Origin of the sequence: Bradyrhizobium sp. CSA112 (assembly GCF_029051645.1) — a bacterium.
Taxonomy (GTDB): Bacteria; Pseudomonadota; Alphaproteobacteria; order Rhizobiales; family Xanthobacteraceae; genus Bradyrhizobium.
In genome coordinates this window covers 424,100-437,248 of the sequence record NZ_JAACFS010000002.1, presented here as the reverse complement: position 1 = coordinate 437,248, position 13,149 = coordinate 424,100, and the positions used below count along the sequence as shown (strand labels likewise).

The following is a 13,149-nucleotide window of genomic DNA, read 5'->3' as shown; positions in this document are numbered from 1 at the left end:
GATTGCTACCCGCCAGCAGCCTTGCGATCTGCTTCCACCAAGCTCGCAGCCAGATGCCCCACCCGGCGCGCAGAATGTCCGTGATTCTCGTTCGAACTACCAGCCCGGACAGCGATCCGCAGCGCTGCCACCTCCCCCTCAAGTCGCGCCGTCGCCTCCCTGGCGGCCGTGGTCTCGGCTGCCGCCTGCAGTAGCTCAGCCATCAGGCGATCGGCGCGCTCGCGTTCGTGCTCGAAGTCTGCGCGATGGCCGGCTGCCCTGGCCTCGAGCTGCGCGATCTCCGCCTGCAGCGTCGCGATCATTGCCGTCAACTGAGCGCCGTCGCCTGCCTGGCGACGGGCCGGTGGCTGTGGCCTATGCCTGACCTCAGCGAGATCAACGCTCACCAGGGCCCTGCCATCCTCCGAAAGAGAGCGTGGCAAGCCGCGCCGCTTGGCAAACGAACGGGCGGCCACTGGCGAAATCTTCAGGCGGGCGCCGAGAGCGCCATAAGTCAGAATCTCAACGGGCATCGGCTGTTCTCCTCGAACGAACCGCGGGAATCGGCTGATGATGACCGGGTAGTGGCCGCAAGGCTAAGGGCGTTATGGTTAACAGATGGTTAACGGGCGGCGCTCCGTCGACTTGAACTTGCCGCAACGCCCCCTCTGCGGCGGCTGGATTTGTGGAACTCAGGGCATTGGGACGGTGCAAGCTGGTGTGGGGTCAACAGGTTGCGGTATAATCCAGCCATCGCGGCTGAGGCGCGATAGCTATGGACGAAGAACAGCTCGCTGACCTCCACAGATTCCTGGCCGAATACCATCGCCGGCTCGCCAAGGAAGCAGTGCTCGACGTCGTGCAGCAATACCACTCCGATCTGGCACAGCGGCTCGCGGATGAGGCCGCGCTGATCCCAAGGCGAAGGGCGATCGCGCAGCGGCTGCGCGAGGGTGAGCAGCGGCTAAGGGACGATGGGGAGTGAAGTCATGACCCAGCCGCAGCCAGTCAAGGACGCCAGTCAGCTTTACGAAGTCGAGCGTCGTGCCCAGCACGCCGCGCGCCCCGGCTTTCGCATTACTGAGCTGCAGCTCTCTGCAACCCAGAAGGTGCCGTGGCACGCCCACACCAATGTGTCAGATACTTTTTTACGTTCTGGAAGGCCACATGCGGCTGTTCCTGCAGGACCCGAAGGAGGAAGTGAATTTGAAGCCCGGCGAAGTCTATGTCGTCAAACCCAGGCGACCGCATCTGGTGACCAACGGAGGCACGACGTCGCTCACCTTCCTGGTTCTGCAAGGCGTCGGCGAATACGATTTTGTTCCGCTGGTGTCGCGTTGAGGAATGGTCAGCGCGACTTCCTATTGTTCCGAGAAGCAAGATAACGCGGAACCCCTCTAGCGCGAGCGCCCACGTACCCGACCCGCCGTCGCGGCCCGTCACACTTTCTACAAACAACCGCGTGAAAATCCAAAAGACAAGGGGATGTTGGGTCGTTCTGCTGCAGGCGTCATCCAAACCAAAGGAGACAGCGATGGCAACTAAAGTAAAGCCCATTCCTGAAGGATATCACACCCTCACCCCTTATCTCGTCGTCGACGGCGCGCAAAGGATCGTCGAGTTCATGAAGAACGCATTCGGCGCGCAATTCGTGTTAGAGCCGATGATGCGGCCCGACGGCAAGATCATGCACGCGGAGCTCAAGATCGGCGATTCCGTCGTGATGATTTCCGATGCTTCCGAACGCGCAAAGCCCACTTCGGCCATGCTGCACGTCTACGTGCCCAATGTGGATGCGGTTTACCAGATGGCGCTGAAGGCCGGCGGGACGTCGGTGATGGAGCCCGCGGACATGTTCTATGGCGACCGCAGCGGCGGCGTGGTGGACCCGGCCGGCAATCACTGGCACATCGGCACCCACGTCGAGGACGTTGCGCCTGCCGAGCTCAAGAAGCGCGCGGCGGAATTCATGAAGCAGCAAAACAAGGCGGCGTAGCGCGCCTCGCTGTAGAATAATGCGGGGTGGGTTAGCGTGTCCGTTGACGCTCGGGAGAGCGAAGGCGGATGCGTAGCCTGCCCTGCAATCAATCTGCACCAGACATGTTGGTGGGTTACGCCTTCGGCTAAACTGGGCGGAAGCCGTAGCTCACCGTTCGACAGCTCCAACACACACGAGGGCGGACTACGCTTCGCTAATCCACCCTAATGCTGATTGCCTTTCGCATCACACTTTCAATATAGGCGGATTTAGCGTCGGTATAAGCCTCGCGATCCGTTTGATATTCGGTTGCAAGTCGTCTCTTGAGCTGCTCGTAAATCCCAGCTTCCTCTGGATGAACGCGCAAATAGTCTCTGAACGCCAACCGCTGCCACATCTCTCCATGCACCTCCGTCACATGCACATGGTGGGAGCGCTTCGATCCAAAGGGTGGCATGCCTTTAACGAAGAACATTCGATCCTTCTTCGGATTGTCGGCCCAGTAGATATAATCAAGATTTCGAAGGGCTTCGACAAAGCTAGCCCGCGCGTCTGCCAGTGATCGGACCGCAATCAGAATATCTATGATCGGCTTGGCGGATAAGCCGGGAACGGCCGTACTTCCGAAATGCTCAAGTCCCAATACGAAGGACGAATCGAGTGTCGCGCGCAACCGTTTGGCCTCTTCGTCGAACAATGACGGCCAGCGCGGATCGTAGTTAACAATCTCAACCTCATCCATCTTTCGGCTCCATGACCAAGCCGCCCGGGTATCCTAAACCGCAGTAGCATTGTCCCCTAGCATCTACCGCCCCTCACAACGGCAAATTGTCGTGCTTCTTCGCCGGCATCTCGACCTTCTTATCCCTGAGCATCGCCAGCGCGCGGGCGATCCGCTTCCTTGTTGAATGCGGCATGATGACGTCGTCGATGTAGCCGCGCTCGGCGGCGATGAACGGCGACAGGAAGCGATCTTCGTATTCCTTGGTTCGCTTGGCGATCGCACCAGGATCGTTCATGTCGCTGCGGAAGATGATTTCGACCGCGCCCTTGGCGCCCATCACGGCGATCTGCGCGGTCGGCCAGGCGTAGTTCATGTCGGCGCCGATTTCCTTTGAGGCCATGACGTCGAACGCGCCGCCATAGGCTTTTCGGGTGATGACGGTGACGAGCGGCACCGTGCATTGCGAATAGGCGAACAACAGCTTTGCGCCGTGCTTGATCAGGCCGCCATATTCCTGCGCGGTCCCCGGCAGGAAGCCCGGCACGTCCACAAACGTCACGATCGGGATATTGAAGGCGTCGCAGAAGCGGACGAAGCGCGCGGCCTTCCGTGACGCATCGGAATCGAGCACGCCCGCCAGCACCATCGGCTGGTTGGCGACGAAGCCGACGGTGCGGCCGGCGATGCGGCCGAAGCCGGTGACGATGTTCTTCGCGAACGCCTCCGAGATCTCGAAGAAGTCGCCCTCGTCCACGACCTTGCTGATCAGCTCCTTCATGTCATAGGGCTTGTTCGGATTGTCGGGGATCAGCGTGTCGAGCGACATGTCCACGCGCTCGATGTCGTCGAAGCTCGGCCATTCCGGCACGCCGTCGGTGTTGTTGGATGGCAGGAAATCGATCAGCCGGCGCATCTGCAGCAGCGTCTCGACGTCGTTCTCGAACGCGCCGTCCGCAATCGAGGAGCGCGTGGCGTGCACCGAGGCGCCGCCGAGTTCCTCGGCCGTGACCACCTCGTTGGTGACGGTCTTCACCACATCGGGACCGGTGACGAACATGTAGCTGGTGTGCTTCACCATGAAGATGAAGTCGGTCATCGCCGGCGAATAGACGTCGCCGCCGGCGCACGGGCCCATGATGACGGAGATCTGCGGGATCACGCCGGAGGCGATGACGTTGCGGCGGAACACATAGGAATAGCCGGCGAGCGCCGCAACGCCCTCCTGGATGCGCGCGCCGCCGGCGTCATAGAGGCCGATGATCGGCGCCCTCGCCTTCATCGCCATGTCCTGCAGTTTTGTAATTTTCAGCGCGTGGGTTTCCGACAGCGAGCCGCCGAACACGGTAAAGTCCTTGGCGAAGACAAACGTCTTGCGGCCGTTGACGGTGCCCCAGCCGGTGACGACGCCGTCGCCCGGCACCTTGGTCTTTTCCATGCCGAATTCGGTCGAGCGGTGCTCGACGAACATGTCGAATTCCTCGAACGAGCCCTTGTCGAGCAGCAACTCGATGCGCTCCCGCGCGGTCAGTTTTCCGCGGGCGTGCTGCGCCTCGATACGCTTCTCGCCGCCGCCGAGCTTGGCGCCGGCGCGCCGTGCTTCAAGGGTGTCCAGGATATCCTTCATGCTGCTTCCGCCCCGTCAGGTGACAATTTGGGGGCCTTCTAACACGGCCTTTTCTGAACGGGAAACACCCCCTTCCGGCCTCTGGTACCGCCATCCGGCACGCCCTATATGCCCATCCTGATCAGGGGAATGGAATGACCGATACCGCAAGCGCCGAGACGTCAGGCGCCGTTACCGGAGGCCTGCGAGCGGTGCTTCGGCTCGAGGGGTTAGCGCTCTTTATCGGCATGACGCTGCTTTACTATATCTGGGACGGATCGTGGTGGGTCTACGCCCTGGTGTTCTTCGTGCCCGATCTCAGCTTTGCGGCCTATCTGTCGGGACCGCGTTTCGGCGCCCTCGTCTACAACGCCGTGCATAGCTACCTCGCGCCGATGGCGATGATGACGACCGGATTTGCCACAGCCTCGCCGCTGGTGCTCTCGATCGCCATGATCTGGCTGGCCCATATCGGCTTCGACCGCGCGCTCGGCTACGGCCTGAAATATGCCAGCGGTTTCGGCTTCACCCATCTGGGGCGGATCGGGAAGCCGTCCACCAAGGCTTAGGCAGGCGGCACGCTTAAAGTAAGTGAACGCGGCCGTCGCGTGATCGTCTCTGCCGGCATCCGGTAACCGCAAAGGAAGCGCAGAAAGCCGTGAGCGAATTCCTGCTGGCGCTGTTCAAGCTCGGGTAGTGGCGGTGGAACCCGCCCACATGACCCGAGGGCGGCGCCGCAAACAATGAACCGGCTCGGGTTTTGGGCGTTGATTGCCTAACCGAATGGAGGGCCATCAAGATGTCTGGATCCAGTCTCACCCGAACGGCGTTGCTGCTCGCATCGCTAACCCTGCCGGGCAGCGCGGCCCTAGCCGCACCCGTCTCCCCCTTTGCCGCCATGGCGGGTACATGGTCCGGTGGCGGCGTGCTCAGCACCACGGACGGACAACAGGAGCAATTGCGTTGCCGCGCAGCGTACAATGTCGCCGGAGCCGGCGAGCAGCTTCGGCTCAATATAAGATGTGCCAGCCCAAGCTATAACTTCGATCTCGCAAGCGACGTTGAATACCGTGGCGGCGCGATCTCAGGTTCATGGAGCGAAACCAGCCGCAACGCTTCCGGAACGCTTTCCGGACGCGCCTCCGGCGATCGTGTCCAGGCTGCGGCGAGAGGCGACAGCTTTTCAGCTAACTTGTCTTTGACGACGCGTGGCGGTCGGCAGACGGTGTCCATCCAACCTCAGGGCACTAACGTCACGTCCGTCTCGCTCGCGCTGAACCGGCGTTAGCAAAGAAGCGCCACGATACAAGGTAAGCGAGGCATGGTTGCGTCAGCGTCATGCGCGCAGCGATGGTCCTCATCCTTGCGAATGCGCCGGATCGACCCGTCAATAGGCCACGATGTCGGCGAGGCATTGCTGCACGACCGTCATGCGCGCCGCGATGTGGCTTTGCTCCTTGCAGTCCATGTTCATGGCGAACACGGTGGCGGAAGATCCCTTCTCCGCCCAGCCGACCATCCAGCCCAATGACGGTTTGCCCTGCTCCGCGCCGAGCAACCCGCTCTTGGCGCGGATGGTGGCGTCGCCGACCTTCGTCACCGGCAAGATGTCACGTGTCAGCTCCTGGCTGCGCTTGGACACTGGCAGCACGCCGCGCCGCAGCCGGTCGACGAAATCGATCTGCTGCACCGGGTCGATGCGCAAATTTCCCGTCAGCCAGAACTGATCGATGCCGCCGCCGATGTCGCGGTTGCCGTAGTCGAACAGGTCGACATATTTCTGCATGCGCTCGGCCCCGATGCGCCGGGCAATTTCCTGATAGACCGGCACCACGGAGGCAGCGATCGCCGAGCGCAGCGTGTGATCCTTGTTCCAGGCCTCGATGTTGCGCGTCACGCCGTCCCACTTGAAGACGTCCTTGTCGGGGTCCTCGACCACGCCGGTCTCCAGCGCGATCAGCGAATTCGGAATCTTGAACGTCGAGGCCGGCAGCCTGCCCTCGCCCGAGCGGACCTTGTCGCTGGCGATGATCAAATAATCGTCCACCTTGTAGCCGACGAAGGTACCTGTCGTGCCGAGATCGAAAAAGCGCTTGGCCAGATCGTCGCGAAACTCGCTGCGCTGGTAGGAGACATTGGCGAAACTGCGGTTGGGAAGAATGCTCGCGGCGGTGAGAAGGCCGAGCGCATGGCGGCGATTGATCACGGCTCTATCCGAACTGGTTGAGGGATGCAGAAACGATGCAGATGGCATCGTGGTAAAACAATGACAATGGGAAGAGTTGCTAGCGGATCCGGCCCGACAGCCGCAGCACGAAGATCAGCACTTCGGCAACCGCCTTGTAAAGCTCCGGCGGAATTTCGTCGCCAAGCTCCACATGAGACAACGCGCCCGCCAGCACTTCGTTCTCCTCGATCGGGATGTCGTGTTCCCGAGCGAGTTCGATGATCCTCGCGCCGATGACGCCCTTGCCCTTCGCCACCACCCGCGGGGCGCCGGTCTTGTCATAGTGCAGCGCGACCGCAAGCTTGTTCCTGGTCTCGACGCTCATAGCGCGCGGTCCAGGAAATGGCCGGCACGGGCGGCGGGCGCGGCCTGCGGCGGCGCGCCGTCGCGGATCACGATATCGCCGGGCTGCAATTCGGCCCGGCTGAGCGCCTGGCTCAGGTCGGACGCGCCGGCGCGCAGTTGTTCTGCCGTCGCAGGCCGCTCTGCCGAGATCCGCACCGAGGTCTTGTCGCGGTTAAGCGATATCAGCGCATGAACCGGACCGGCCGGCTCGACGTCGAGCGAAAATCGTGCGCGCCACACCCGCTTGGCCGCTTCGACTTCCTGCTCGCCGCCATCGCGGGAAATCTCGAACTGCGCCATCGCCGTGCCCTGCGGCGTCACAAAGGGAATCTCGAAATTCCAGCGTGGCGCCGTCGCGTCGGCTTTCGGCGCTGACGTATCGACGCGATCCGGCAAGGAGGCCACCTGAAGCAGGGTTTGCCGTGCGATGGCGGCATCGGTGTCATCAAGCAGATGATGCGCGGTGGCTTCGAGCGGCGCATGCGGGGCAATCGTAGGCGCGGCGATCGGTTGCGCGGCCGGCAGCGCGCCGCGGATGGGCGGAGGCGGCGTGTTGGTGTGAAAGGTCATGTCCGCGCCGCGAACGTCTTTCGGCGTGGCGGCGGCCCGCACCGGGTTGCCAAGCTCCTGCAGCGCTTCCTGCAGCAGGTTCAAGGTCGCACCGGCCGAAGGTCCCGCGTCGAGCGCCGCCGCCAGCGGATTGCGGGCGGCCTGGCCTGCCAGCGCAAAATTCGCGGCGGCGGGCAATCGCGCCTGCGGCAGCAGGATTTCCTGCGCATCGAAGGCAGGCGACAAGGACGGCGCGAGGCTCGCGGCGGCGGCCTGCGGCGACGCGGCTTGCTGTGCCCCGGCCGGTGTCGCGGCTGTTGCGTTGCTGCCAAGCGCCGACTGCAGCGTCTGGCGAAGCACGATCAGCGCGGCCTTGAGATCGGGAGCGCCGGCCGTTGGGAGCGAACCTGTCGCCAGCGATGCTTCGAGGAGAATGCCCGACTTCTGGAACGCCGTTTTGATGTCGCTACCGTCGAGGTTCTGATCAAGGCTGGTTTGCTGCGCCAGCACCTGCGCGATGGCCTGTTGCAGTTTCGGCGGCAAATTACCTGACGAAACCGCGGCGCCGAGATTGGCAAACAAGGGCGCCAGGCTGTCCTGTTCGGTCGCCGCGGCCTGCGCCGCCGCGGAGACGGCTGCGCGCTCCAGCGGCGTCAGCACGTTCTTCGGTGCCACGATGGTCGGACGGTTGGCCACGGCATCGGCCAGCGCATCGGGCGAAAGCGTCACGGCGTCGGCCGCGGCGCCTGAAGCATCGCCGCCCTGCCCGACCACGGCGAGGCGAATGCCGTCTTTGGTCTGTGACACCGCAAGCTGCAGGTTCTGGCCTTGCTGTAGCGGAATTTCGGTGGCCACGTCGATCGACAGGCTGGCGATTGCAATCCGCACCAGATCGGCGGAGAGCACCTTCAGGACCTGTGCGTTGACCACGCTGCCCGGCTGCAGCACGAGTTCGGGCGCTACGCCGCCAACCTCTTGGGCGGCAAGCACCGGCACAACGGGATTGATTGAAATCGCCATATCCTAGGGTCTCGGCCAGGCTAGAGGCTAACCCGGCGTCGTAAACCTCTGCTTAACCGACGGCAGGCGCTCAGGCCTTCAGGGCGGCCAAAATGCTCACGGCGGCCTTAAAATCGACCAGCCGGGCGGCCCGGCGGGCCGCCACCTCCTCGTCCACGCCCCATTTTTCGGCGTTCCAGTCCTCATCGACATGGGCGGCGGTCCAGACCTGATCGGGATCGCGGACGCCGTGCAGCAGCGCCAGGGCCAGCAGCGCCGAACCCGTGAGCGTCGTCACCACATGCAGGGCGGCCACGGACCAGGGGTCATCAGGGAATACGTCGCGGGCCGCCTTGATCGCCTGCTCCGGCTGGGCGGCATGCACGATCCCTTCGGACAGAATGAAATGGGCGCCAAGATCGTTCGCAGCCCAGGACAGCACGGGGTCCCAATGCGCAGCTTCCCGGGCGACCAGCGCCTCGGGATTGCCCGCACGATAGAACAGCAGGTCGGAACCGAGATATTTCGCCACGTCCTCGGCCACGGCATCGACGCGATCGGTGACCTCAGCGACGCTGTTGGCAAAGCGCGTCAGCGGCATGGTCAGGGGATCGATGGTCTCGCCTTGCGCATTCCATTCGGCAGCAATCTGCTCGGCGAGCCTGCTGGTGGGCGCAACGACCTGGCGGCCGGAAGGCGTGCGGATCGGCTTGCCGTCAAGCGTAACGGCAAACCCGCCATCGGCTGGCGCGATGCCGGCCTCCTTGTAGAAGCGCTTACGTTGGGGAACGCGCGTGGCGCGTCGCACCGCCTCTTCCGGATCGAGCGGAGAATGTCCGGCGACTTCATCAAATAGTTCACGCATGCGGCTTCCGGTGGTCGGTGATAATCGAGGCCCGACAATACGATGCCGGCGGGTGCAAATAAAGCCGATGAGGAAGTTGCGGCCACGACTTGCCACTCTGGTTATGCTGGCGTTTCGCCGGTTCATGCCGGGTTCCGCTCGACCCCAGAATAACAGGGAGAGAGGCATGAATGTAGGATGGGTAGAGCGAAGCGAAACCCATCGCGGTCATGATTGCGATGATGGGTATCGCTTCGCTCTACCCATCCTACGTACTGGCGGCTGGTCGTCCCGGCCTGCTTATGCCGGGTTCCGCTCATCAGAATCGCCGGTGCGCAACGCCTAGACTAGCGACGTGAAAGGATCGCCTGGCAGAACGCGCTCGTATCGGTCAACATCGCGTCTCCTGCGAATTTCAGCGAGTCGATCGAACGCTGTGCTGCATCGGCGTGTCCGGCACCGCACGCGTCGGTAATGACGACAGGGATCATTCCGAGGTCGGCGGCGTGGCGCGCGGTTGGCTCGATACCGATTTCCATGGCAACGCCGACGAGTGCGACCGTCGAGATGCCGCAGTCGCGCAATGCAATGGACAGCGGCGTGCCTTCAAATGCGGACATCGTGATTTTGTCGAAGATCGCCTCGCTCGGACGCGGAGCTAGTTCGGGCGTGATCGCAAATCCCGGCGAGTCGCGCAAAAACCATGGGCTGACCTTGGCCGGATCGTCGACCCGTTGCCAGGCCATCGCCATGCGATATTGAAAGACGCCCATCAATTCCTTGGGCAACGACAGATGCCGCATGAAGAAGATGCGGGCGCCGGCATCTCTCGCCGCCGCAAGGACGTTCGATACCCGCGCAACGATCTCGTCGGCGTTCTTGAGCTGGCTTAGAATCCCGATCTGCATGTCATAGACGACCAGCGCTAGTCGCGCGGGGGTGCAGATTTCTTCAAGCGTTTGTGGAATATCGAGACCGTGAGCGTTTTTCATAGCCATCTCTTAGCGGAATTTTTTCCAGGGAAGAACATTAAAATGACTTTGCGGCGCAACTGAAGCGCCGCAGCCAGCATGTTGAATCAAACCCACCTCGATTCGGGGGTCCCCAATCGAACCAGCCTAAAGCTATTCCGCTCTGCGCTTCCGGTTTGAAAGTCATTGCGCGACCGGCACTGCGTGCCCGCTACTCTTCCGGCGCGTTCTCGATCGGATCGAACCGGTCGTGCTCAAGCCCGAGCAGATTCCAGAATGTAGGATGGGTAGAGCGAAGCGAAACCCATCGCGGTCATGATTGCGATGATGGGTATCGCTTCGCTCCACCCATCCCACGTACTCCAGCTCAGGGCTTTTGATAGATTACCTTCCCCGCCCGGATCGTGTAGACGACCTTGGCGAGGTTCGTGACGTCGGCTGTGGGGTCGCCGTCGAGCACCACGACGTCGGCGTCAAAGTCCTTTTCAACCCGGCCCTTCTTCGCCGCCTTGAAATACTGCGCAGGACTGGTCGTCAGCGACGCCAGGATCTGGCGCGCCGATAGCACGCGATGCATCAGCTCGTATTCGAGCGTGGTGTCGTAATAGGCGGTGAAGCCGACATCGGTACCGAACAGCACTGGACCGCCATTGTCGGAGAACGCCTTGACCTGATTGACGGTCGTCGCAACGAGGCGCGTAGCGATATCGGGCGCAACAGGAAGCTTCGCAAACAGCGACAGCGTCGGAACCAGGGCAATGCCCTGCTGCTTGAATCGCGCGAGCTGCTCGGGCGAATAGGCCGGTTCGCCAGGCACCGTGTGAGCCATGATGTCGACACCGGCCGTGATCACGGCGTCCACGCCCGCCATGTTTTGCGGATGGGCGAACACCGGCTTGCCCGCGGCATGCCCCACATCGACAGCCGCCTTGGCGATGGCCGGGTCCATGTTTACGACCGGCTTATCGGTGCCCTTGAAGGAGCCGGTGAACAGTTTCACGCCGTCCAAACCGAAGCCCATATAGGTGCGCGCCAATTGCGTGGCTTCTTCCGGCGTGGAGGCTTCGGGCAGCTTGATCTCGGCGGGCAGATAGGCTGGATGACCGTCCTTGGGAAAAATGCTGCCAGCCATATGGATGGCCGGGCCCGGTACTTCGCCGGAATCGACGCGACGGCGCAACGGCAAGGTATCGCGTCCGTCGGACCCGAGGTCCCATACGGTGGTGAAACCCCACCGCGTCAGCATCGCCTGCATGTGCTCGGCCAGCGGCGCGGCGGGCGCGGAGCCTGCGTTCTTCCACACGGCCTGCGAGAAATGGACGTGGCTGTTCCAGAAGCCGGCGACCACGGTCTTGCCGGCGCAATCAATGAGGCGCGCATCGCTGGGGATTTGCACCTCGCTGCGGCTTCCGACCGAGGTGATGACGCCATTGGCGCTGAGAACCACGGCATCGGGAAGCGGTGCGGCGTCAGGCGAAGCGTATACGCTGCCGCCCACAAGGGCGAGCGTCTGGGCGCTGGCTGGCGCGCGTGCGCCTGAAACCGCGGTCAAAAGGAAAAAGCAAAGCGCGACGCGGACAATATTTCCGTTCATATGCAGCACCTCTGAAATTGCGATCAGGCAGGGGCATACCGAACTGGCGCACTTCCAGCTTGATAGTTGTTGCGCCAACCTGCGGCACTAAGCGTCCGCGTCATTCCTCCGGCGCGTTCTCGATCGGATCGAACCGGTCGTGCTCAAGCCCGAGCAGATTCCAGGATTGCAGCATATGCGGCGGCAGCGGCGCGCTGACATCGATCACGCCGCCGCGCGGATGCGGGATCACGAGCCGTCGCGCGAGCAGATGCAGCCGGTTCTGCAGGCCGCCCGGCAGGTCCCAATTCTCCTTGTTGAAATACTTGGGATCGCCGACAATCGCGTGGTCGATATGCGCCATATGCGCGCGCAATTGATGGGTTCGCCCGGTGACCGGCTTCAGCGACACCCAGGCAAGTTTCTGCGCCGAGGTCTCGACCACGGCATAATAAGTCACCGCGTGGCTCGCGCCCTCGTCGCCATGTTTTGCGACCCGCATGATGCTGTCCTCCTCGCTCTCCTCTTTGGCGAGATAGGTCGAGATGCGGCCCTGCTTCGGCTTCGGCACGCCCGCCACCAGCGCCCAGTAAATCTTGCGCGCCGAGCGGTGGCGGAACGAGCCGGTCAGTGCGGTGGCAGCGAAGCGCGTCTTGGCGACCAGAAGACAGCCCGACGTTTCCCGATCCAGCCGATGCACCAGCCGCGGCTTCTGTCCCTTGGCGTCGCGCATCACCTCCAGCATCTGGTCGACATTTCGCGTGATGCCGGAGCCGCCCTGCACCGCCAGCCCCGCCGGCTTGTTCAGCACCACGACGTCGGCGTCTTCGTAAAGCGTCATCTCCTTCAGGGCCTGCAGCGTCTTGGTCGCGGCTTCAGAAAGCGGACCCGCGCCCTTCGGCGCATCGAGCCGCAGCGGCGGAATGCGAACGCTCTGACCCTCTTCGAGCCGGTCCTTGCTGTCGGCGCGCTTGCCGTTGACGCGCAGCTCGCCCTTCCGGACGATGCGCTGGATATGGGAGAACGACAGGCCGGGGAAACGCGCCTCGAGGAAGCGATCGACGCGCATGTTGTTCTCGTCCGCGGTGACGACGACGGTCTGGACTTTGGTGGGCAGCGGCGGCGGCTCGGGCGCGACCTTCGCTGGCTCGGCGACAAGAGGCTTTGAAGCACGGGGTGGCGAGGCGGCAAACCGCGCCGCTGGCTTTCCGCCCGGGCGATGTGCCGGCGGCCGCTCGGCTGACGATCCTCGATAAGGACGCGCGCCCTTCGGGCGATCGCCCGCCGGGCGGAGAGGTCTCTTGACGCGTCGGCTCATGATGGCTGCTGCTCCGAAAGTTATGCGGTTGGGTAGCGC

The 13,149-nt window shown here is 62.9% G+C and carries 15 protein-coding genes; 5 read left to right on the top strand and 10 right to left on the bottom strand.

Annotation, left to right across the window (positions count from 1 at the left end; genetic code table 11):
• Nucleotides 1–5 precede the first annotated feature (5 nt).
• Entirely contained in the window at nt 6–512 is a 507-nt protein-coding gene (locus GWE18_RS07075; RefSeq protein ID WP_275185046.1) for a hypothetical protein, read from the bottom strand.
• 242 nt (nt 513–754) lie between these two features.
• On the opposite strand from GWE18_RS07075, the gene GWE18_RS07070 reads away from it, so the two are divergent.
• From GWE18_RS07070 to GWE18_RS07060, 3 genes are all read left to right on the top strand, one after another.
• Nucleotides 755–964, top strand: coding sequence for a hypothetical protein (locus GWE18_RS07070; protein ID WP_275185045.1), 210 nt, complete (start codon nt 755–757; stop codon nt 962–964).
• A gap of 146 nt (nt 965–1,110) precedes the next feature.
• On the top strand, nt 1,111–1,320 hold the full coding sequence (locus GWE18_RS07065; protein ID WP_275185044.1) for a cupin domain-containing protein: 210 nt from the start codon (nt 1,111–1,113) through the stop codon (nt 1,318–1,320).
• A gap of 193 nt (nt 1,321–1,513) precedes the next feature.
• Nucleotides 1,514–1,975: a VOC family protein gene (locus GWE18_RS07060; RefSeq protein WP_275185043.1), complete on the top strand. Its 462-nt coding sequence runs from the start codon at nt 1,514–1,516 to the stop codon at nt 1,973–1,975.
• Between the two features lie 196 nt (nt 1,976–2,171).
• Here GWE18_RS07060 and GWE18_RS07055 read toward each other — a convergent pair whose 3' ends face one another.
• Nucleotides 2,172–2,699: a GrpB family protein gene (locus tag GWE18_RS07055; RefSeq protein WP_275185042.1), complete on the bottom strand. Its 528-nt coding sequence runs from the start codon at nt 2,697–2,699 to the stop codon at nt 2,172–2,174.
• Between the two features lie 73 nt (nt 2,700–2,772).
• A complete protein-coding gene (locus tag GWE18_RS07050; RefSeq protein ID WP_275185041.1) occupies nt 2,773–4,305 on the bottom strand; it encodes an acyl-CoA carboxylase subunit beta in 1,533 nt (510 codons plus the stop codon).
• 134 nt (nt 4,306–4,439) lie between these two features.
• Here GWE18_RS07050 and GWE18_RS07045 point away from each other — a divergent pair, with 134 nt between their 5' ends.
• A complete protein-coding gene (locus GWE18_RS07045) occupies nt 4,440–4,853 on the top strand; it encodes a DUF4260 domain-containing protein (protein ID WP_275185040.1) in 414 nt (137 codons plus the stop codon).
• Between the two features lie 230 nt (nt 4,854–5,083).
• On the top strand, nt 5,084–5,572 hold the full coding sequence (locus GWE18_RS07040) for a hypothetical protein (RefSeq protein WP_275185039.1): 489 nt from the start codon (nt 5,084–5,086) through the stop codon (nt 5,570–5,572).
• Between the two features lie 99 nt (nt 5,573–5,671).
• Here the strand turns inward: GWE18_RS07040 and blaOXA are convergent, their stop codons facing one another.
• The 7 genes from blaOXA to GWE18_RS07005 all read right to left on the bottom strand — a co-directional run bounded on the left by blaOXA (nt 5,672) and on the right by GWE18_RS07005 (nt 13,110).
• The gene (blaOXA, locus tag GWE18_RS07035) at nt 5,672–6,490 is read right to left on the bottom strand and encodes a class D beta-lactamase (RefSeq protein WP_275185038.1); all 819 of its coding nucleotides are present in this window, start codon (nt 6,488–6,490) and stop codon (nt 5,672–5,674) included.
• A gap of 79 nt (nt 6,491–6,569) precedes the next feature.
• On the bottom strand, nt 6,570–6,836 hold the full coding sequence (locus GWE18_RS07030; RefSeq protein WP_275185037.1) for an EscU/YscU/HrcU family type III secretion system export apparatus switch protein: 267 nt from the start codon (nt 6,834–6,836) through the stop codon (nt 6,570–6,572).
• Nucleotides 6,833–8,425 (bottom strand): flagellar hook-length control protein FliK, encoded by a 1,593-nt coding sequence (locus GWE18_RS07025; RefSeq protein WP_275185036.1) that lies wholly within the window; start codon nt 8,423–8,425, stop codon nt 6,833–6,835. Before GWE18_RS07025 ends, GWE18_RS07030 begins: the two co-directional genes overlap by 4 nt.
• A 70-nt stretch (nt 8,426–8,495) precedes the next feature.
• Nucleotides 8,496–9,269, bottom strand: coding sequence for an ATP12 family protein (locus GWE18_RS07020; protein ID WP_275185035.1), 774 nt, complete (start codon nt 9,267–9,269; stop codon nt 8,496–8,498).
• A gap of 326 nt (nt 9,270–9,595) precedes the next feature.
• Nucleotides 9,596–10,240, bottom strand: a complete 645-nt coding sequence (locus GWE18_RS07015; RefSeq protein ID WP_275185034.1) for a cysteine hydrolase — start codon at nt 10,238–10,240, stop codon at nt 9,596–9,598.
• 346 nt (nt 10,241–10,586) lie between these two features.
• Entirely contained in the window at nt 10,587–11,813 is a 1,227-nt protein-coding gene (locus tag GWE18_RS07010; RefSeq protein ID WP_275185033.1) for an amidohydrolase family protein, read from the bottom strand.
• Between the two features lie 100 nt (nt 11,814–11,913).
• Nucleotides 11,914–13,110, bottom strand: a complete 1,197-nt coding sequence (locus GWE18_RS07005) for an RluA family pseudouridine synthase (RefSeq protein WP_275185032.1) — start codon at nt 13,108–13,110, stop codon at nt 11,914–11,916.
• Nucleotides 13,111–13,149: the final 39 nt, after the last annotated feature.